10 protein-coding genes and 9 pseudogenes are annotated in these 20,570 nt (G+C 60.7%); 15 read left to right on the top strand and 4 right to left on the bottom strand.

The window, feature by feature from the left end:
- Positions 1-17: 17 nt before the first annotated feature.
- The 9 genes and pseudogenes from SS05631_RS29050 to SS05631_RS31570 form a co-directional block, all read left to right on the top strand.
- Entirely contained in the window at positions 18-1,439 is a 1,422-nt protein-coding gene (locus SS05631_RS29050; protein ID WP_172900210.1) for a M20 family metallopeptidase, read from the top strand.
- 51 nt (positions 1,440-1,490) lie between these two features.
- Positions 1,491-2,178, top strand: a pseudogene (locus SS05631_RS29045) (methylmalonyl-CoA mutase family protein); the annotation flags it as partial.
- Between the two features lie 481 nt (positions 2,179-2,659).
- Entirely contained in the window at positions 2,660-2,851 is a 192-nt protein-coding gene (locus tag SS05631_RS29040) for a DUF1508 domain-containing protein (RefSeq protein WP_037427068.1), read from the top strand.
- 690 nt (positions 2,852-3,541) lie between these two features.
- Complete coding sequence (locus SS05631_RS29035; protein WP_348628906.1) at positions 3,542-4,687, top strand: DDE-type integrase/transposase/recombinase; 1,146 nt, start codon at positions 3,542-3,544, stop codon at positions 4,685-4,687.
- A 37-nt stretch (positions 4,688-4,724) separates the two neighbouring features.
- A pseudogene (gene tnpB / locus SS05631_RS32335) lies at positions 4,725-4,814 on the top strand (IS66 family insertion sequence element accessory protein TnpB); the annotation flags it as partial.
- 159 nt (positions 4,815-4,973) lie between these two features.
- Positions 4,974-5,669, top strand: a pseudogene (locus SS05631_RS32330) (tyrosine-type recombinase/integrase); the annotation flags it as partial.
- Positions 5,594-6,596, top strand: a pseudogene (locus tag SS05631_RS29020) (IS91 family transposase); the annotation flags it as partial. The pseudogenes SS05631_RS32330 and SS05631_RS29020, both read left to right, overlap by 76 nt.
- Positions 6,597-6,841: 245 nt before the next feature.
- A pseudogene (locus SS05631_RS31220) lies at positions 6,842-6,962 on the top strand (IS5/IS1182 family transposase); the annotation flags it as partial.
- A 97-nt stretch (positions 6,963-7,059) separates the two neighbouring features.
- Positions 7,060-7,227, top strand: a pseudogene (locus SS05631_RS31570) (IS110 family transposase); the annotation flags it as partial.
- Between the two features lie 339 nt (positions 7,228-7,566).
- Here SS05631_RS31570 and SS05631_RS29010 read toward each other — a convergent pair.
- Positions 7,567-8,601, bottom strand: a complete 1,035-nt coding sequence (locus SS05631_RS29010; RefSeq protein ID WP_095677963.1) for an IS110 family transposase — start codon at positions 8,599-8,601, stop codon at positions 7,567-7,569.
- A gap of 185 nt (positions 8,602-8,786) precedes the next feature.
- Between SS05631_RS29010 and SS05631_RS29005 the strand changes: the two genes are divergently transcribed.
- From SS05631_RS29005 to SS05631_RS28995, 3 genes and pseudogenes are all read left to right on the top strand, one after another.
- Positions 8,787-10,301: an ISNCY family transposase gene (locus SS05631_RS29005; protein ID WP_095678139.1), complete on the top strand. Its 1,515-nt coding sequence runs from the start codon at positions 8,787-8,789 to the stop codon at positions 10,299-10,301.
- A 329-nt stretch (positions 10,302-10,630) separates the two neighbouring features.
- A pseudogene (istA, locus tag SS05631_RS29000) lies at positions 10,631-11,851 on the top strand (IS21 family transposase); the annotation flags it as partial.
- A gap of 136 nt (positions 11,852-11,987) precedes the next feature.
- A pseudogene (locus SS05631_RS28995) lies at positions 11,988-12,394 on the top strand (IS5 family transposase); the annotation flags it as partial.
- 210 nt (positions 12,395-12,604) lie between these two features.
- Here the strand turns inward: SS05631_RS28995 and SS05631_RS28990 are convergent.
- Together SS05631_RS28990 and SS05631_RS28985 are read right to left on the bottom strand one after the other, a co-directional pair.
- Positions 12,605-13,942, bottom strand: a complete 1,338-nt coding sequence (locus SS05631_RS28990) for an ISNCY family transposase (RefSeq protein WP_095678142.1) — start codon at positions 13,940-13,942, stop codon at positions 12,605-12,607.
- Positions 13,943-14,384: 442 nt separating this feature from the next.
- Complete coding sequence (locus tag SS05631_RS28985; RefSeq protein WP_037427640.1) at positions 14,385-15,611, bottom strand: acetyl-CoA carboxylase biotin carboxylase subunit family protein; 1,227 nt, start codon at positions 15,609-15,611, stop codon at positions 14,385-14,387.
- Positions 15,612-16,622: 1,011 nt separating this feature from the next.
- On the opposite strand from SS05631_RS28985, the gene SS05631_RS28975 reads away from it, so the two are divergent.
- Together SS05631_RS28975 and SS05631_RS28970 are read left to right on the top strand one after the other, a co-directional pair.
- Complete coding sequence (locus SS05631_RS28975) at positions 16,623-17,492, top strand: tyrosine-type recombinase/integrase (protein ID WP_095678135.1); 870 nt, start codon at positions 16,623-16,625, stop codon at positions 17,490-17,492.
- Between the two features lie 9 nt (positions 17,493-17,501).
- A pseudogene (locus SS05631_RS28970) lies at positions 17,502-18,533 on the top strand (IS91 family transposase); the annotation flags it as partial.
- A gap of 712 nt (positions 18,534-19,245) precedes the next feature.
- Here SS05631_RS28970 and SS05631_RS28965 read toward each other — a convergent pair.
- Positions 19,246-19,752, bottom strand: coding sequence for a GNAT family N-acetyltransferase (locus SS05631_RS28965; RefSeq protein ID WP_083854384.1), 507 nt, complete (start codon positions 19,750-19,752; stop codon positions 19,246-19,248).
- 232 nt (positions 19,753-19,984) lie between these two features.
- Between SS05631_RS28965 and SS05631_RS28960 the strand changes: the two genes are divergently transcribed.
- Complete coding sequence (locus SS05631_RS28960) at positions 19,985-20,470, top strand: GNAT family N-acetyltransferase (RefSeq protein WP_037427591.1); 486 nt, start codon at positions 19,985-19,987, stop codon at positions 20,468-20,470.
- Positions 20,471-20,570: the final 100 nt, after the last annotated feature.

The raw sequence follows: 20,570 nt of genomic DNA, 5'->3' as shown, positions 1-20,570 counted from the left end.
GCAGCCAGGGTGTGGTGATGTCCCGTGAAATCTCTCTCAAGCGCGCGGCCGACTATGCCGAGAGCGGTGCTCTGATACGTGATCTTGCAAAATTGGTAGCGTGTCCCTCTGTTAGTCAGAGCGAGGGCTTGCCAGAGAGTCTGGAAGCTTACCTCAGAAACGATATCGGGCCTTTGTTCGAGCATTACGGTTTTGTCACGGACATTTACAAAAATCCGCTCCCGGGGGGAGCGCCGTTTCTTCTGGGAAGCCATGTAGAAGACGAAGCCTTGCCGACCGTCCTTATGTATGGGCACGGGGATGTTTGTAACGGCGAAGAGCATCGCTGGCGCGACGGCCTACATCCTTTCGAGCTAGTCGAGGAAGGCGATAGGCTTTACGGCCGGGGAACAGCCGATAATAAAATTCAGCACTTGATAAATATTGTAGCTTTGGGGCTTTTACTTCGAGCAAATGGCAAGCTTGGCTTCAATGTTAAGTTCCTTCTGGAAATGGGAGAAGAAAAGGGGTCTTTTGGCCTGCGTGAGTTTGTCATGGCAAACCGCGACAAGCTTGGTGCCGATGTCTTCATCGGTTCCGACGGGCCACGTCTTTCGCCAGGCACCCCAACCGTCTTCTTAGGCTCCAGAGGCACGCTCGAATTCGAAATGGTCGTACCGCTGCGGGATCGAGATTATCATTCGGGCAATTTTGGAGGTCTGCTGGCGGATCCGGCCATCATTCTTGCCCATGCGATCGCGAGCATTACTAATGCGCGGGGGCGCATTCGTATTCCCGAGTGGCTGCCAAACAGTTTAACCGAAGATATCCGGACGGCACTTGCCGATCTCCCACCGCCATTGAATGATCCCCATTGGGGGGAGCCATCTCTTACGCCATCAGAGCGAGTTTTCGGCTGGAATTCGTTTTCGGTGCTTGCGATGTCCTCGGGGTCAATCGGCGCTCCTCAATCGGCCATTTCCGGAGTTGCGCGGGCTGTTGGACAACTGCGTTTCGTAGTCGGTACCGACATGCAAGACATCTTGCCGGCTCTAAGGCGTCATCTCGACGCCCATGACTTCGAAATGATTGAGGTGTCGCAGATCGACGAAGCATTCAAGGCGACACGGCTTTCCCCAAGTCATCCGTGGGTGCGGTTCGTTTGTAATTCAATCGAGAAGACTGTCGACAAGAGGCCGCACGTGTTGCCAAATTTGGGAGGCTCGCTGCCGAACGACCTCTTTGCCGATGTACTTGGTTTGCCCACCATCTGGATTCCTCACTCGTATGCTGAGAGCGGCCAACATGGTCCTGACGAGCATGCCCTGCTTTCGATCGCTTGTGAGGCCATGAAGATCATGACGGGAATTTCTCTCGACATAGCCGAGCATGCAACCTGCGCTGAATCAGGCGAACGGCTCGAATGGCGGCCTCGATACAGGGACGTAGGTTGCTCATGAACTCCGTAGATTATAGCGACGTCGTTTCAGAGGTCACCATAGAGTTCGAATATGGGTGATAGGAAAACCCTCGCCGACTGGCAAAAACTCGCCGAGCGCGAGCTGAAAGCTTCCCCGAAAACGCTGACTTGGCATATCCGCGCGGGCATCGCTGTCAAGCCCGCTTTATACGGAAGAGGATACGGCCAACCTGGCCCATCTCGGCTCGCTGCCCTTCACCCGCGGCCCCCGCGCCACCCTGTATGCCGGCCGGCCCTGGACCATCCGCCAATATGCCGGCTTCTCGATGGCCGAGGAATCCAATGCCTTCGAATCGCGACCCATCGCGGCTACGATTCCGACCATCCCGGCGTCATCGGGGATGTTGCGGCAAGGCGGGCGCGGCGATCGACTCTGTCGAGGACATGAAGATCCTGTCCGACAGGATCCTGCTCCAGGAGATGTCCGTCTCCCGCGCCGAACTCTCGGGCACGATCCAGAACGACATCCTCAAGGAGTTCATGGTCCGCAACACCTATATCTACCCGCCCGAAGCCTCTCTGCGGGTCGTTGCTGACATCATTGAATGTACTTCCAAGGAAATGCCGAAGTCCATTCGCTCTCGATCTCCGGCTATCACATGCACGAGGCGGTGCCGCTGGTGCAGGAACTTGGCTTCACGCTGGCCGACGGCCGCGAATACGTCCGCGCCGCGATTAGGAACGGCCTCGATGTCGACGATTTCGCCGGGCGCCTCTCTTCTTCTTCGCCATCGAAGCTTATGGGTGGTCTGGGCCATTTGACCCATTTTTTTGAATGTACTCGGTTTGAATCGCGAAGCACTGGAACGGAAATTCCCGCGAGCTCTCCGGAGATGTGCTGGTCATCTTTGTGCCGCTTGGAGGAGAGCTCCGTCAACACGATCAAGTGCTACCGATTTCCTGCATCTGAGCAGGAACATTGCAGTGGTTCCCCGCGGAATCCCCTCATGCCGCAGTGAACCGATCAAATGAATGCCATATAACGCATCCCGCGCAACGGACATTGTGAGGAGTTCGTGCATCCGAGGTATGGCATCCAACGCAGCTTCGAGACTAAACCGGCCAGCCCAAACCTTCATTAGGCACAGCTATCAACAAACAGCTGTGAGTTGGAGGGGATAGCTCGCTGAGCGGTTGGTAGGGTGCGAAGCGGCCGCGTTCCATTGCGCCTTCCATATCCAATCTCAACAGGAGAAACGAATGTCTGACCTAAAATATCCATGCTACTGGCAGAAGAAAGACAGCCGCGGGCAATGGTATTGGATCTACTACGCAAAAAACCGCGAAGAGATTGCTAGAAGCAGCGAGAGCTACACCAATAGGAGCGACTGCACGCACAGTGTCTCGCTAATGCAGGGGTCCAGCAGGGATCCTCTTTTCTACTCTGAGTAATACCAAGTGGCTGATGTCGCAATCTCTACCCTCACCTGAAGGCACATAACCCGGAAGCGATGACGGCGCTTCCGGTCAATCGGCAATCGGGCAATCCTCTTTCTGGGGAAAGAGGCGGCTATTTGAAAGCCATTGGGACGGTGTCAAGCGAATCGAAGAATTGACCCCGCATTGCCTCAAGCAAAACGTTACCGATAGTGTTGATGCTCCCGATGGGATGGTCATGGTTCGCTGTCCCGGCTCGGGGGATGGATGGCACGGCGGATCAGCATGGCGACACGGACGGAACTGGTTGAGGCGCTCGTCGAGCGATATCGATCGAGCTGTCGGGCGGACAAGCAAAGGATCTTAGATGAGTTCGTCGCAGTTACCGGATATCACCGCAAGCATGCGATCCGAGTGCTCCGCCATCGTGGGTCCGAGCCGCCTTGCGCTCGGCAATATGCTGTCCAGTATGGTCCCGAGGTTCGGGAAGCGCTGGTGGCTCTATGGGAAGCGTCCGATCGTCTTTGCTCGAAACGCCTGAAGCCGCTGATTCCGATTTTACTGCCAGCCCTTGAGCGTCATGGCCGGCTCGAGCTGAGTACCGAGCTTCGCGATAAGCTACTGACCGTCAGTGCGGCGACGATGGATCGGTTGCTGTCAGAGGTACGTGTGGTGGCGCGCGGTGGCCGGCGTCGGCGCGCTGGAATGAGTTCCGCGGTACGCCGGTCGGTCCCGGTGCGCACCTTCGGGGACTGGAACGATCCGCTGCCCGGTTATGTCGAGGTCGACTTCGTGGCTCATTCGGGGACCTCTTCGTCCGGTAGTTTCGTGCAGACGATGGTGCTAACCGATATCGCTACGGGCTGGACCGAGTGCGTGCCAGTCCGCACGCGCGAAAGCGGTCTCGTTATCGCTGCCCTCAATCAGGCCCGCTCGCTGTTTCCATTCCCGCTGCAGGGCGTGGACTTCGACAACGATAGCGCCTTCATGAACGAACGTGTGGTCTGCTGGTGCCGAAGTCAGGGATTGGAGGTGACCCGTTCGCGAGCGTATCGAAAGAACGATCAGGCTTGGGTCGAGCAGAAGAACGGCGCGATCGTGCGACGGCTGGTCGGTTACGGAAGGCTCGTCGGCGCGGAGGCGACGGTTGTCCTTGGGCGTCTCTACGACGTGGTGCGTCTGTACGGCAATCTGTTCCAGCCTTCGTTCAAGCTGCGAGAGAAGACACGGATCGGCGCCCGCGTCGTCAAACGCTACCATCCGCCTGTGCCGCCTATCGCGCGGGTGGTTGCCCATTCCGGTGTGGCCGAGGCCGATAAGGAGCGGCTGCAGGCGATGTTGGAAAGGGAAGATCCGGTGATGCTGTTTGCCGGAATTCGTGCCGCACAGGGGGAGCTCGGAAAGCGGGTCGATCGCCGTGGCTTGAATGCCGGGACCGAAGAACCGCTCGCCATCGATCTGCAGCGATTCACCGTGAGCTTGGAGACAGCCTGGCAGGCTGGAGAGAAACGGCCGACACATCGGCGGCCCTATCGGCGGACCAAGCCTTACCCGAAAAGGCCGAGCATGCTGGAGCCATTCGAGCCCCAGATTCGAGCGTGGCTTGAGGCAGATCCGGCGCTCTCGGCAGCCGCGGTGCTCCAGCGCCTTGTGAGCGCCGATCCGTCACGCTTCACCAAGAAAGCGCTGCGGACGGTGCAAATGGCCGTCAAGGCTTGGCGCACGGAAATAGCCGGGCAGATCATACTCGATGGCAACTGGATGAAGCGCGCGCCCGTATCTCCTCCCGCCGCGGCGGGAGGAGATACGGGCCATCTCAATGCCCCCAACTTCAGTAACATTCCTGGGTGAGGCAATAGGGGGGGTCAGTTTTTCATTTCGCCCGACAGACGGAACCGGGATGTGCCTTTTTGCCAAGCGATTGGAGCATGGCAAGTTCGTCTGGCCGCCGAAAGTCGATGGTGTTCTGCAGATGTCGCAGCCCAACTCGCTCTCCTCGTGGAAGGAATGGACGAGGTCCAATCGACATTTAGGATTGAACTAACCCGCTGACGCGGGAGAGGCGGGGTTTGAAGGCGCGGTCTCCTTGTAGGATGTTGGGGTGTTGAGAACCAACCCCTGACCAGGAGACCGACCGATGACCGACGCTCCGGCAGCGGTGAGCCCGCTGCGCCGCCGCATGATCGACGACATGACGCTCCGCAACCTGTCGCCGGCCACGCCTGCATGCCGTGACAAAGTTCAGCCGTTATTTCGGCCGCTCGCCGGATCGGCTGGGGCTGGAGGATGTGCGCGCTTTCCAGCTGTACCTGGTGTCGCAGGGCATCTCCTGGCCGGCGCTCAACCAGACGGTTTGCGCGCTGCGGTTCTTTTACGGCATGACGCTGGACCGGGCCGAGATCCCCGAGCGGATTGCCTATGCGCCCACACCGCGCACCTGCCGGCGATCTTGAGCGCCGACGAGGTCGTGCGGTTTCTCGAGGCGGTGCCGTCCTTGAAGGCGCGTAACGGCGCTGACGACCGCCTATGCCGCGGGACTGCGTGCCTCGGAGACGGTGAGCCTGAAGGTCGCCGACATCGACAGCCAGCGCATGGTGTTCAGGTCCGTCCCGGCAAGGGCGCCAAGGATCGCACGGTGATGCTGTTGCCGCAGCTGCTTGCCATCCTGCGCACCTAATGGCGGCTGGTGCGCCCGAGGAACTGGCTGTTTCCCGGACGGGGCGAGAAGCCAACGGATGTGCAGGTGCTGTATGCCGCCTGCCGGTCGGCGACCAAGGCGGCGGGATTGACCAAGCGGGTCAGCGTGCACACGCTGCGGCACAGCTTTGCCACTGGGAGCGCCGCGTCATGGCGGCGATCGCGCTGTGCCGGACGGCGACGCTCGGCGGCCATGTCGAGACCTGCGACGATTGCGCCTTGAGCCGCGTCGCCTATAATCCTGTCGCAACCGCCACTGCCCCAAACGCCAGGCTGCCGCGCGCGATCGCTGGCTCGCCGACCGTGAGGCCGATCTGTTGCCGGTGCCGTACTTCCATGTCGTCTTCACCGTGCCGGCCGAGATCGCCGCGATCGCCCATCAGAACAAGCGGCAGCTCTATACGATCCTGTTCGAGGCGGCCGCCGAGACGCTCAAGGCCATTGCCGCCGATCAAGCACCTCGGCGGCGAACTCGGCTTCCTGGCGATCCTCCACACTTGGGGGAGACGCTGACCCATCACCCGCATCTCCACTGCCTTGTCCCCGGCGGCGTGCTGGCTGCCGACGGCGGACGCTGGATCGCCTGTCGCCGCCGTTTCTTCCTGCCCGTCCGGGTGCTCTCCCGGCTGTTCCGCCGCCTGTTCCTCGAGCGCTTGCTGGCGGCGCAGGCGGCCGGAGGCCTGCGCTTCTTCGGCGCCCTTGAACCGTTTGGCGACGGCAACGCCCTGGCTCGGGCGCTGCGTCCGCTGCGCAAGCAGCGTTGGGTCGTCTATGCCAAGCCGCCGTTCGGATCGCCCGAACGGGGCCCGCCTATCTCGGCCGCTACACCCATCGCGTCGCCATCGCCAACAGGCGCCTTGTCAGCGCCGACGCCGCCAGCGTGACCTTCCGCTGGCGCGACTACCGCCACAGCAATGCCCGACGCTCCATGACGCTGACCAGCCATGTCTGGCATTTCCTGCTCCACTGCCTGCCCGACGGTTTCCACCGCATCCGCCATTACGGCTTCCTCGCCAACGGCATCCGCCGCGCCCGCCTCGCCGTCATCAGGCGACTGCTGGCCGATGCCCCGCCGCGACGCCGCGGGCCGAAGCTTGTCGGCGCGTCCCCTTCCATCCGACCGTCTGCCCCTGCTGCGGCGGCATCCTGCGCGTCACCGCCAGACTGCCGCCGACGCGACCATGGCCCGACACGTCATGAGTGCACGCCGCCGCGCCCATTGGTCCCGACAGCCTTGCCGCACCGGCCCAGGTCAGTGCGACAGGGGCCTGTATCCCCTGGGTCATTCCGCTCCGGTTTTGGCTCTGCGTCTGCCGTCGCTTCAGCCGTTGGAGCCGTAAGGGCGTCTGGTGGCGCATCTTCGAAGCCATGTCGGACAATCCGGATTTTGAGTATCTTGATCGTCGACTCCACCATCGTTCGCGCCCATTAACAGGCGAGCGGAAAAGATTCCATGGTGAGCGGTGGGCAGCGGCCTGTGAGAGATCAGAGTCGGTTTGCTACCAACCACTCTGAAGGGACTTGCCATGACAGCAGAACCAGCTGCGCCACCTGCCGCTATCCGGGTTGATCTTGGCGCAGTTTTCGTTTCATTGGAACTGTCGAAGTCGATCTGGCTGGTGAGGTCGCTATCGCCTGGCAGCGAGAAGATGTCGCGTCATTCGGTACCCGGCGGTGACTTGCCTGCTTTGCTGGCATGCTTGAACCTCTTGCGCGAGAAGGCAGAGGCGCGCGAGGGCAGGCTCTGCAGCGCGACATATGTGGAACGACCCGCTTGGCAAGGGCATTTTTCAGCGATTCATCCCGCGGGAACGGTGCGGTCATATGTCCGGCCTATCAGCGCGGTTCTGTGGACCGCTGGCCTCGATGAAGTCCGCGAAACGAGTGACTGATCAACCAAACGCGCTCGAAGCGCAATGTCGCGCTGGCCTCTCTCGCCTCGGGATTTCGTCCCGTTGTGGAATCATCGCTTGTTTGTGCACCTTGCCACTGGCGGCTACCGTGCCGCGCAGTTCGTGATGTTCGTTGTCAGCTTATGAGCTGGCCGCACTGCTCTCGAGACCGCGATATGTTCCGCCCTTGGTCAGGAGCGCCCAGATGATCCGCGCCATTTTGTTGGCGAGCGCGATCGCAACGACCTTGAAAGGCCGTCGCGCTAACAGTGCGACTAGCCACCGTGGGGCTTTGTGGTTGCCTCTTGCATGTCGCAGGACCGAGGTTGCACCGGCGACGAGCAGAGTGCGAAGCTCGGGATTGCCCATCTTCGATATTTTGCCCAATCGCTCCTTGCCTCCGCTCGAATGGGATCTCGGCGTTAATCCCAGCCATGCGGCGAAATGGCGCCCGGATTTGAACCCACCCGGGTCTGGGACAAGCGCCTTGATGGAGGCCGACGTAATGGCTCCGACGCCAGGGATTGTGGCCAGCCGCCGCATGTCTTCGTCATGCTTCACTTCGGCGACAAGCTCTCGCTCGAGTTTGTTGATCTGCAGCGCCAGCGCGTCGATTTGATCCGCAATTGCCGTCAAAGCGAAGCGGGCCGCGTTCGGGAGACGCGCATCGGTTTCATCACGCACGATCGCGATCAGGCTTGCAATTTTCGCCGTGCCGATGCCGGCAATGATTCCCAGTTCGGACAGGTGAGCACGTAGCGCGTTGATCGTCTGAGTTTGCTGACGAACCAGAAGGGCGCGTGTCTTCAAGACCATCGCCGCCGCCTGCTGTTCGGGGGATTTCACCGGAACGAAGCGCATCGTCTTGCGCGTCACTGCCTCACTAATCGCCTCAGCGTCGGCTGCATCCGTCTTCCCCCGTTTGACGAACGGTTTGACATAGGCCGGCGGAATCAAACGTACCTCGTGGCCGAGTGCGCCGATCTCCCGCGCCCAGTAGTGCGAACCGCTGCAGGCTTCGATACCAACCAAACATGGGGGCTGCTTCTCAAAGAAACGCAGCACCTCGGCGCGGCGCAGCCTTCGGGTGAAGAGTGGAGAGCCCTCAGCGTCGGCGCCATGAGCCTGAAAAATCTGCTTGGCCAAATCCAACCCGATAGTGATAACTTGCTTCACGGAACGGCTCCTACTTTGTGGCGTTCAAAACAACGACCACGTTAGCACGTTGATGCTGTGGTAGCGGGTCGTTCCACCTCATCAACCAAGATGAGACGCGCATTGCCTCGTCCAAACTGTTCCTGAATATTCAACCGTTGCCTCACATAATTTGCTCCCTACCGAGGGGATGACCAGGGGCGACTATGGGACAGCTGAGCATGGCGACGAGGAAAGAACTGACGGCGGCAGTTTCGGAGCGTTATCGTGTTTCGACGCGAGCGGAGAAGGCGAGAATTCTGGATGAGTTCGTCGTCGTCACGGGCTTTCACCGAAAACACGCGATGCGGCTGCTGCGGTGTCACGAGAGAGCGCCTACAGGTCGGCGAGCGCGGCCGCGGGTTTATGATGAAGCGGAACGCAATGCGCTCATATTGCTGTGGGAGGCGTCTGATCGGGTCTGCGGGAAGCGGCTGAAGGCGTTGCTGCCCGTCCTTGTCGAGGCGATGGAACGGCACGGTCATTTTAACCTCGCGCCTGAGATCCGCGGCAAATTGCTGGCGATGAGCGCGGCTACGATCGACAGGACGCTGGGCCCTGTCCGAGAGGGCTTGGGACGTTCTCGACGCCGGCCCGCGGCGCACGCCCTGCGACGGAGCATTCCCATTAGGACGTCGGCGGATTGGGACGATCCGGCGCCAGGCTTCGTTGAGGCGGATCTCGTCGCCCATTGCGGCCCTTCGGCTCGCGGCAGCTTCATCCAAACCCTTGTGCTCACCGACATCGCGACTGGCTGGACGGAATGTGCGCCGCTGCTGGTTCGCGAACAGACGCTGTTGAGCAGTGTCCTCACAGAATTGCGCAAGCAACTGCCCTTCGCGCTTCTCGGCCTGGATACGGACAACGACACGGTCTTCATGAACGAGACGCTGAAGGCCTACTGTGACGCCGCCAACATCGTCTTCACGCGCTGCCGCCCCTACCGCAAGAACGACCAGGCCTTTGTCGAGCAGAAGAATGGCGCCGTGGTGCGCAGGATGGTCGGATATCGTCGGTTCGAGGGGCTGGAGGCCGCCGCGTTGCTAGCGAAGCTCTACCGATCAGCGCGGCTGTTCGTGAACTTCTTTCAACCATCGTTCAAGTTAATCTCGAAGCAGCGCGACGGCGCTCGTGTGCGCAAGACGTATAGTCCGCCAGCCACGCCGCATCAGCGTCTGGTTGCCGACGCTCGCACGTCAGATGCAGTCCGCTGCTGTCTGCAGGAAATCTACGCCCGGCTCGATCCTGTCCTGCTATTGCGCGATATTCGTGCCCTGCAGGAGCGACTTGCTGCGCTTGCCGACACTCCGCCCGCCATGCGCTCTGACGGGATAACTCAGCCGATCGACCTTTTCCTGGCGAGTTTGCGGACGGCCTGGAAGGACGGAGCTACCCGGCCGACGGATCGCCCGATTGTGAAAGCCAAGAGAGGACGGCGGCGTCCTGACCCTCTCGTTAAGGCGACTGCCGACTTGCGAAGTTGGTTCGAAGCCGAACCATGGCGAACCGGCAGTGAACTTCTGTCGCGACTGCAGGCCGAGTATCCCGGCGATTACCCCGACAAACTGCTTCGAACACTTCAGCGCCGGCTGAAGGTCTGGCGCAGCGAACAGGCGGATGCGTTGCTGTTTGGCACCTTGAACAAGGAGCTGCCGGCCCAGCAGATCGCAAGGCCACACTGAGGCGACGCCGTGGCGCTCGCGAAGGAGGCCAGGCGCTGCGAAACCCCTACCATCTCCGCGCCCGGCCTCCTTCGCCCCAACGCGGGAACAAAATGAATGAGGCAACGTGCGAATCTCGGGGAGCATCATTACGTGCGGCAATACGGACGAAGCGTCAATCAAGATGAGACTCGCAGCAGCGGTGGAACGCAGAGAGGGCGTAGCCCGAACGGAGTTCTACCGCTGCTGGCGCGCCGATTCATCTGGTGATTGCGGTTCGACCGGTACGTTGGGTTCTTCGAAGAACGGGGAACCCCTTTGTGCCAGGTCGTCACATAACCGATCATCAGATGAGGCTTTTCATGAAGTTACGACAAGAGCACAGGGTTGAGGTCGCCGCCGCGAAGGCGTCGCTCAGCAGAGCAACGGCCTATCGCATCGAGAAGAACGCGCAACTGCCATCACAAGTGAAGAAGCCGCGCGGCCGTCGGCGTCCCGACCCACTCGCCGACATCTTCGATGCCGAGGTCGTGCCGCTGCTGACGGCGGCACCTGGCATTCGTCCGGTCGCCGTCTTCGAGGAGATGTTGCGCCGCCATCCCGACCTCAGCGAAGGCGTTCGCCGGACAATGGAACGGCGGATCCGTGCCTGGCGGGCCATCAATGGCGACGAGCAGGAAGTCATCTTTCGCCAGGTTCATGAGCCCGGCCGACTGGGGCTTTCCGACTTCACCAACATGAACGAACTGGGGATCACGATCGCAGGCCAGCCGCTCGATCACCTGCTTTATCACTTCCGGCTCGCCTATTCCGGCTTCGAACACGCCCACGTCGTCCTCGGTGGCGAAAGCTTCGTGGCGCTGGCCGAAGGGCTGCAGAACGCTCTCTGGTTCCTCGGCGGCGCGCCGCTTTACCATCGCAGCGACAGCCTGTCGGCAGCCTTCCGCAATCTCGATGCCGATGCCAAGGAGGACCAGACGCGGCGCTACGCAGAGCTTTGTGCGCACTACCGGATGACGCCGACCCGCAACAACAAGGGCATTGCCCACGAGAACGGTGCGATTGAGAGCCCGCATGGCCACCTCAAGAATGCGATCCGCGATGCCCTGTTGCTGCGCGGCACCCTTGACTTCGACGATCTCAATGCCTATCGCGGCTTCATCGATGAGATCGTCAGCCGGCGTAATGCCCGCTACGGCAAGCGCATCGACGCCGAGCGGGCGGCGCTGCAGCCGCAACCCGGAGCACGCACCAGCGACTTTGAGGAGGTTGTCGTGCGGGTCTCGCGCAGCGGCGGCTTCACCTTGCGCAAGGTCTTTTACACCGTGCCATCACGGCTCATCGGGCACCGGCTGCGCGTGCGCCTTTACGACGAGCGTCTTGACCTCTTTATCGGCGGCACGCATCTGATGACTCTGCAAAGAGGGCGTGCGCATGCTAGCGGCAAGCACGACCAGGTGGTCGATTATCGGCATGTCATCCATTCGCTGCGCAAAAAGCCGATGGCGCTCCTTCAGCTTGTCTATCGCGACAAGCTGTTTCCGCGGCAGGAATACCGAAGGGCCTTCGAGACCCTGCTCGACCGGATATAAGGTGGTACCGGTGAGGCATGGCCTGCCAGTACTGGGAATGGGCGCAGCTGGATACCGTCGACGACAGGAAAGGCCTAATGGTGCCACCATCCTCTTAACCTTCAACTCATCATATGAGCGGGCTCAAGATCAGGCCCTTGGCCGCTCTCGCAGTGCCTAAGCACCAAGATCCACATGGCCGTGCGCGCTGCCCGGTGCGCTTCGCGCTGACGGCGGGCCAGAAAGGGGACGCGCCGCAGGCGGAGGCCTTGATCGAGGGTCTGCCCGCCGACGTCGTCATGGCCGACACCGCCTATGACAGTGACAAACTGCGTTGCCGACAAGGGCCGGTGATCCCCAACAACCCGTCACGCGCGCAAAAAAGACCCGCTCGACAGGCACCTCTATGCCCAACGGCACCTGATCGAATGTTGCTTCTCGAAACTCAAGCAGTTCCGAAGGGTCGCTACACGCTTCGAGGATACCGCCAGAAACTATCGCGCCGTCATCACAATCGCAGCCATTGTCCTGTGGATCACATAATTGGCCACACGACCTAGTCTAGTTTCCGTCCACAAACGCGCGTATTTCGGAGCGTTTACAAGCACTTGCCCTTGGTAGGAGGAGTTGTCGAGGGCCATGGACGGGATCAATGGCGCTGGTTATCGGGCAGAATGCAGTTGGGGGCGCTGACGCGCACGCCACCAGGCCGGCATTGACCGCGACGACGCAATTCCAGGAGCTGGTCGGAGTTCAGGTCGGTTTGAGGCGGGTGAAGAGGACGAGGTTGTAAGCCACCACCGAGGACCAGACGTAAGTCTTGAAGTGGTCAAGGCCGCGCCAGGTGCAGCGCGCCAAGCCGTAAGCGCGCTTCAAGCATGATATTCCGGCTTCGATGCCGGCACGGAAGTTGCGCAGCTTGCGATAAACCCAATTGCTTCTGACCATGTCCTCGACCTTGAGGCCAGCTTTCTTGTGGAATGCCATGTCGCGAACGCCCCAGGTCTTCGCTGTGGTCAGATTGCCGCGACTCGCAAAGCCGCCGTCGGCCGCCGCCTGCCGCGGCGCTTGTCCATAGACGGCGATGTGGCGCTCCAGCATCGGCAACAGCCGCTCGCTGTCGGGCGGATTGCCTGCCTCGATCACTAGGTCGAGGATCATGCCGCTCCTACCGGTGGTCAGGTTGAGCTTGTGGCCGTATTCGGCCTCGCGGCTACCTTTGACGATGATATCGGAATGGGGTTCGAACAGGCTGACCAGCTTCTCGCTCGCCGGCAGGGGCTCGCCAGCCAGTACCCGCCGCTCGCTCTGTTTGATGATGCGTTCGATCAGCGGTCGATAGTGGTGGACTTGGGCCTGCCAGAGTTGGACGAGCGGATTGCTCGCCACCGCCAGCCGCTCGGTTGCCTGCTTCAAATATGCCAAGGTCGCGGAGGCGATCGCGATCAGCTCACGGTAGAGTTGGACCCGATTGGGCCGACCGCGTGTGAACTGGATCTTGCGGGCGCGCTTCTTGGCCGCGCGGCAATGATCGCGCCATGCCAGGCCGGCGCCGACCAAGGTATCCGCCTTCTTCAGCAGGCGCACCATGACCCGCACGGCATCCCACAGCAGGCTGCTGTCGCTCGGTTCGTGCATGAGTGCCGAGGTCACGGTGCTGTCCAGCCGCACGACCGTGCCGTCCTCCAGCTTCGCCTGTCGAGCGCTCGACAGCAGTGCCCGATTGATCTGTTCCCAGGTCTCGGGCCGGATCGCGCTGATCGTTTTTTGCAGCACCGACTTTTGCGGGCTCCATGACCACGGCAGGCGGGCAAAGGCCCGAAACGACGCGGAGTCCTCGAGATGGAAGGCCAGTTCCTGGTAGCTCAGCTGCCGGTATTGCTTGAGCAACGCGCAGCGTAAGACCGCTTCGGCGGGCAGTCCTTGCCGTCCGGTGGCCTTGACGTCAGGTCGACCCAGGTCTCGTCCCACCAAACCAAGCAGATCACCATGCTCATCCAACCATTGCGACATAGCCTTCAGCTCGTGGCCGATCTCGTGCGTGGCGGAAAGATCGAATATACTGGCTTGGACGGTGCGTTCTTGGCGCATTGTCGGCTCCGGCGGTGGCGGGGCTTGGAATCAGTAGCATGATCCAAGATACCTGAAACCGCCGGGCTTTGCCTCCGAAATCCCAATGTTCATCCAATAAAATCAATAGCTTGCCGTTTATGGACGGAAACTAGTCTAGACCTCCTCGATGAAGTGGGGATGGTGATCGATGATCTCTCCGAAGGTTTCGGAGGTATCGGATAGACCGCCCCGACCTTCAGCGTTTTCATTCGGCCTTGGCGTTGTCGTGGGATTGCCGCGGCGGCCCATGGAACCGATCGGGCCGTTGGCGCCAGTGTGTCGGGGTAGAGCTCGGCATCATACTGCGAGCCGCGGGCGGGTGGACCTTTTGGCTCCTGGGCGCTCGCCGCCCATGTTGACCTGTGCTTTGACTGGGGCAACATGGCGCCACTTGCTGCCGGTGAGAGGCCGCAGATTGTTCCTAATCGCGAGAGCTCGGAAACGGTGTGATCGACCAACAGATTAAGTCCACAGCCCGCTGAAGTGCGACTTCGGTCTCAGCAAAGCTGGGAGTAACGGCAATGACATATCCTAAGATGTCTCTGTAGTCCCCTCTCCTGAAGATCCGAGTCTTAAGTTTAGGCACTTTGACTTCGGCGACACCTGGTACAGCAGCCGCCTGGCTGCCGCCATCAATCCAATCGAGAATGCCATCGCGCTCAGGAACCAGGAACCGCACGGCGGCAGTGTGCAAATGCGTTCTGCGCAAGTTCCCTTCCTGGCCGATGGCAAGCTTGATGTGCTCGGTGATGACATCGACACCGCAGGCCAGCTGAATCAGTTGAGGATCCGGCGCGGCCGCAAGACGCGGATTGACTTCAATGATTACCGGACCAAGCTTCGTCCACCGGAGTTCAATGTTGGTTGGCCCCCAGCCAAGGTCCAGAGCCCGCAAAGACTTCAGCGATACATCGGCGATTCGCGCACGCTCGTAACTCGTCAGCACGGCGGGAATCGTGAACTCACGAAAGACGAAGTGTGGTGGCTGGCCAAAGGATCCAGCGGCAATCCCGATGACTTCATTTCCCATTATCTCCGTGCAATAATAGGGGCCTTGTGCGAACTCTTCGACAAGTATTCTCGGCGGAGACCGCCAGATGTGCTTGCCGCCCAAAAGATAAGTCGTATGTTCGGCTAGCTCATCGACGTTGCGGCACAAGCGGACGCCGCTACTGCCATTACCTACGGCTGGCTTAAGAACCACCGGCAGGCCGATCTCAACGGCAAAGGCCTCCACGTCCGTTGCATTCTCTGCCACGCGATAAGCAGGTACTGGAATGCCGGCTTCCGCAAGCAGTTGCCGTTGACTGAATTTGTCGCAGCAACGTTCAATTGACACGGGGTTCGGTCCCGGTAGTTCGAAATGCCGACAGAGCTTGGCCACCGTCGCATAGACCGACTCCTTGGCGCAAGTAATGCCAGCAATGTCATAGGTTGAACGTAGACGGGAACATTCGCGGACCAGGGCATCGAAATTACCGGTATCGACACCGATTGCCTCAATCCCTTCCTCCGAAAGATAGTCGTATCGGGCCGGATCAGTTGACAGGGTTATTGGATGAAGATCGAGGCGCCTGGCCGCCTGCACGTATTGCGAACCGGTACCGTTTATATTGCCTTCGATCAGTATGAGTGCTCTTGTCGCCATTGCCTGCTATCCCGGTTGAGTGCTGTGAGGTGCTCTTATTCAGCAGCAGCCTTTATTACGCATGCCTCACCGCTGATACTGTCGTGAACTTAACATTGTCAGTGACGTGCAGTCGTTAAGGTTTTGCGAAATCAGTTAAAGATTGTGTTGCATTGCTGAACTAAGATGTAAGGGGGATTAAATTAGAATCCGGAAAATTAGCTTTATCCTAAGATGGTTCGCTCGACAAGGATTCGCGCGGAGAAGCTGAACACGGCGGTGCCGTCGTCAACAATGCGTCACTGGCGCATTAACCCCGTCGAGTCCTATTGGGGTCTATGACGCGCATGAACTTCTACCGCGGCCACATGGACCTGCGGGGGCAACGGCGGTACGATGAGCCTCTCGCCCCGGCCGGGCCGCCGAGCTCGACTGGCTGATCAAACGTGTCGGTCCGACAATGTCCGCGTTCCATCACTGAGTCGTTAGTTGGACCGGCGGCATTACGCCGCCGTGGGAAGGCTACGGGAAGCGATCTAGGGCTGCTCAAGAAGCACGACGTCCGCTGCTTCTTGGCCGGGTGCTGGCATTTACCGATGGAATGTGAGCGTCCGGCGAAGGCATTTTCGCTTGGTCCGAGGCCTATTTTATAGACCGCATTTCATGTCGTACATAACGCGTTCGACCACTATTGGGTCGCATTGTTCATCGACGATGAAACTGGCGGATTCCACCATCCCTGTCCGTATGTCTCTTCGCCAAGTGACTCGACGCGATATCGCCGCCGACGCGCACAACGACGTCACCGATGACGACTTCGACCGCAGAGCTTGCCACCAGCTCAACGCGCGCGAACTTGACCTCCGCCTCCGCGGTTTGCGTCGCGCCCGCACTGGCGCCGCCGTCAAGACCTCGAATGTTCGCGGCTGATTGAACTAACCCGCTGACGCGGGAGAGGTCGGGTTTGGAGGCGCGGTCTCCTGATGGGATGTTGGGGTGTTGAGAACCAACCCCTGACCAGGAGACCGACCGATGACCGACGCTCCGGCAGCGGTGAACCCGCTGCGCCGCCGCATGATCGACGACATGACGCTCCGCAACCTGTCGCCGGCCACGCAACGATCCTACCTGCATGCCGTGACAAAGTTCAGCCGTTATTTCGGCCGCTCGCCGGATCGGTTGGGGCTGGAGGATGTGCGCGCTTTCCAGGTTTACCTGGTGTCGCAGGGCATCTCCTGGCCGGCGCTCAACCAGACGGTTTGCGCCTTGCGGTTCTTTTACGGCGTGACGCTGGACCGGGCCGAGATCCCCGAGCGGATTGCCTATGCGCGCACGCCGCGCAAGCTGCCGGCGATCTTGAGCGCCGACGAGGTCGTGCGGTTTCTCGAAGCGGTACCGTCCTTGAAGGCGCGCACGGCGCTGACGACCGCCTATGCCGCGGGACTGCGTGCCTCGGAGACGGTAAGCCTGAAGGTCGCCGACATCGACAGCCAGCGCATGGTGATCCAGGTCCGTCACGGCAAGGGCGCCAAGGATCGCACGGTGATGCTTTCGCCGCAGCTGCTTGGTATCCTGCGCACCTATTGGCGGCTGGCACGCCCGAGGAACTGGCTGTTTCCCGGACGGGGCGACAAGCCGATCGATGTGCAGGTGCTTTACGCCGCCTGCCGTTCGGCGACCAAGGCGGCGGGATTGACCAAGCGGGTCAGCGTGCACACGCTGCGGCACAGCTTTGCCACCCATCTGCTCGAGAGCGGCGTCGATATCCGCATCATCCAGGTGCTGCTCGGGCACACCCACCTGTCGACGACGGCGCGCTACACGCAGGTGGCGACAACGACGATCGCCCGGACCGAGAGCCCGCTCGATCGGCTGCGCCTCGAGGTCGTGCCGCCGGTCTGAGATCGCGCCATGCGGCCGGCGCTGGAGGTGGCGGACATCTTCCGCCGCCATGGCCCCGCCTATCGTCGTACCCATGACGGTCATCTCGGCCGGGGGAGCGCCGCGTCATGGCGGCGATCGAGCTGTGCCGGACGGCAGCGCTCGGCGGCCATGTCGAGGCCTGCGACGACTGCGCCTTGAGCCGCATCGCCTATAATTCCTGCCGCAACCGCCATTGCCCCAAATGCCAGGGTGCCACGCGCGATCGCTGGCTTACCGACCGTCAGGTCGATCTGTTGCCGGTGCCGTACTTCCATGTGGTATTCACCGTGCCGGCCGAGATTGCCGCGATCGCCTATCAGAACAAGCGGCAGCTCTATACGATGCTGTTCGAGGCGGCCGCCGAGACGCTCAAGACCATTGCCGCCGATCCCCGGCATCTCGGCGGCGAACTCGGCTTCCTGGCGATCCTCCACACCTGGGGGCAGACGCTGACCCATCACCCGCATCTCCACTGCCTCGTCCCCGGCGGCGTGCTGGCCGCCGATGGCCGACGCTGGATCGCCTGTCGCCGCCGCCGTTTCTTCCTGCCGGTCCGGGTGCTCTCCCGGCTGTTCCGCCGCCTGTTCCTCGAGCGCTTGCTGGCGGCGCAGACGGCCGGAGGCCTGCGTTTCTTCGGCGCCCTCGCGCCGCTTGGCGACGGCAATGCGATGGCCCGGGCGCTGCGTCCGCTGCGCAAGAAGCGCTGGGTCGTCTACGCCAAGCCGCCGTTCGGATCGCCCGAACGGGTGCTCGCCTATCTCGGCCGCTACACCCACCGCGTTGCCATCGCCAACAGCCGCCTCGTCAGCGCCGACGACACCGGCGTGACCTTCCGCTGGCGCGACTACCGCCACGGCAACGCACCGCTCGATGACGCTGGCGCCGCACGAGTTCATCCGCCGTTTCCTGCTCCACTGCCTGCCCGACGGCTTCCACCGCATCCGCCACTACGGCTTCCTCGCCAACGGCATCCGCCGCGCCCGCCTCGCCGTCATCAGGCGACTGCTGGCCGATGCCCCGCCGCAACGCCGCCGGGCCGAAGGCAGTCAGTCCGGGCACCAGCGCGCCCGCTTCGACCGTCTGTCCCTGCTGCGGCGGCATCCTGCGCATCATCGTCCGGCTGCCGCGGGCGCGACCATGGCCCGACACGTCATGAGTGCACGCCGCCGCGCCCATGGTCCCGACAGCCTTGCCGCACCGACCTGGGCCGGTGCGACAGGGGCCTGTATCCCCTGCGTCATCCCGCTGCGGTTCCGGCTCTGCCGAAGCCGCGCTCAAGACCCCGGTGGCCCCACAAACACCAGCACTGGACGCCGCCACACCGAGCCATTGCCCCCGCCGCAGCGGCGCGCGCCATCACTACCGGCGCGCCACGATCAAACGCCGCAGCACTAAATCCATAGCGCCGTGCCAGCGTCAGCGGGCCAGTTCAATCCGGCTTCAATGAGGTCGCGCCCCGCCTCAGTTCGCCAGCCAATCCCCGCGCGACCTCACAGAACCCTCCCGATTCACAGTGTCACTCATAGGATTCTCCGCATGATTCATGCAGAAAATCCCCGATTAGTGGGCCAAATGATAGGTTGGGGTGGCGCCCAATCGGCAACATCTGGTAGCGTGGGCCACTCTCCCGCGTCACGATTCACACAGTCTCTAAAGCCAGTCCGAGCTCCGCGTCGGCGATCGCGAGAGAAAACGGTGCGGTGTCGAAAGCCGTGCAGGCGATGAGTGGCGATTACATTCGCGGTGCTATAAGCCGTTCTAGAACCAAAACGTCGTAATACTTTCCGTTGTCGGAAAAGACCTCTGGAAGGCAACCGGCAACCGAAAATCCACAATTGCGTTCTGCGAAGGAAACGACCTCGGGCATTTCCTTAAACACGATTGCGAAAATGCAGTGCAGATCAAGCAAACTTGCTCGGTTTAGAAGAGTATGGGCAAGGGCCATCCCAACCCCCTTACGGCGAAATGACCCATGAACATAGAGCGACATCTCGGCTGTGTGCTCAGCATCTTCCTTGACGCGAAACGGAGTGAATGCTGTCCAGCCGACCAACGAGCCCTTGTCAACGCACACGAAGGACGCCAACGCCGGGCGCGATTCGAATAGAAATTCTTGCATTCTATTGATGCTCCAGGGGCTCATTCCTTCTGTCGATTCCTTGGCCCCACATGCGGCATTATAGATCTCTGTCACACTTGGCAGGTCAGCTGTACGCAACAGGCGCACTTGGTACGACATCAGAAGTCCTCCGATTTTGGTTCGCGATCGCTGGGGTCGAATACAGTTAACCTGCCGGGTTCCGGAGCTCGCGGCAACCCTACCACAGCTGATAGCTTCCATTCTCGGATGGGACTGTAGTCTACTCCGCAAGTTAAAGAACGGACAGCGCTCCGCTCTTTCAATACTGAAGCGAACAGGCACCGTAACAACACCGCGCATGCGCCTGAACATCAACTGAAGAGCTACACCAATGTTTCGACGTGCAATTTATGACGATGCCGACGATATGGCAAAGATCTACAATCAGGCGCTGAAGCCTGGCATCTTTGCCATAAGTCAAATCGCTCCGGACACTCGCGACGAACGCATCGGCTGGCTAAAGGAGCATCAAGATCCATACCCTGCTTTCGTCTATGAGGTTGATCACAGGGTGATCGGTTGGTGCTCATTGAGCAAGTTTTCCGTTCGGCCTGAATATACCGACGTCGCAGAAACATCGCGCTACATCGATGAGAATTATCGAGGAAAGGGTATCGGCAAGCTGATGCATGCACACCTGATTGAATCCGCCACCAATTTGGGATTACGAATTTTGGTATCACGCGTAAACGAAAGAAACATCCGCAGCGTGAAAAGCGCTAGCTCTTTCTTCCGGCGGGCCGTGGTGCTTCAGGAGGCGACCTGCATTCGTGGTGAATGGCATAACGACATTTGGATATGGAAGAAATTGCGATAGGTCACAATTCGCGGACATGTCTCAGTCATGAGGGCCTATGGAAGGGATAGTCGCGCAAACAAGCGGTGTTCACTAGGGGCTTCTCATCCAGCGACTAAAC

The sequence above is a fragment of the Sinorhizobium sp. CCBAU 05631 genome (genome assembly GCF_002288505.1).
GTDB classification, from domain to species: domain Bacteria; phylum Pseudomonadota; class Alphaproteobacteria; order Rhizobiales; family Rhizobiaceae; genus Sinorhizobium; species Sinorhizobium fredii_C.
Note: the sequence above shows the minus strand (reverse complement) of the source record. Positions and strands in the feature narration are given on the sequence as shown.

Coding starts and splice junctions, on each gene's coding strand:
- SS05631_RS29050 (WP_172900210.1), top strand. CDS start 18: ATGTCCCGTGAAATCTCTCTCAAGCGCGCGGCCGACTATGCCGAGAGC.
- SS05631_RS29040 (WP_037427068.1), top strand. CDS start 2,660: ATGTCTGACCTAAAATATCCATGCTACTGGCAGAAGAAAGACAGCCGC.
- SS05631_RS29035 (WP_348628906.1), top strand. CDS start 3,542: ATGAGTTCCGCGGTACGCCGGTCGGTCCCGGTGCGCACCTTCGGGGAC.
- SS05631_RS29005 (WP_095678139.1), top strand. CDS start 8,787: ATGGGACAGCTGAGCATGGCGACGAGGAAAGAACTGACGGCGGCAGTT.
- SS05631_RS28990 (WP_095678142.1), bottom strand. CDS start 13,942: ATGCGCCAAGAACGCACCGTCCAAGCCAGTATATTCGATCTTTCCGCC.
- SS05631_RS28985 (WP_037427640.1), bottom strand. CDS start 15,611: ATGGCGACAAGAGCACTCATACTGATCGAAGGCAATATAAACGGTACC.
- SS05631_RS28975 (WP_095678135.1), top strand. CDS start 16,623: ATGACCGACGCTCCGGCAGCGGTGAACCCGCTGCGCCGCCGCATGATC.
- SS05631_RS28965 (WP_083854384.1), bottom strand. CDS start 19,752: ATGTCGTACCAAGTGCGCCTGTTGCGTACAGCTGACCTGCCAAGTGTG.
- SS05631_RS28960 (WP_037427591.1), top strand. CDS start 19,985: ATGTTTCGACGTGCAATTTATGACGATGCCGACGATATGGCAAAGATC.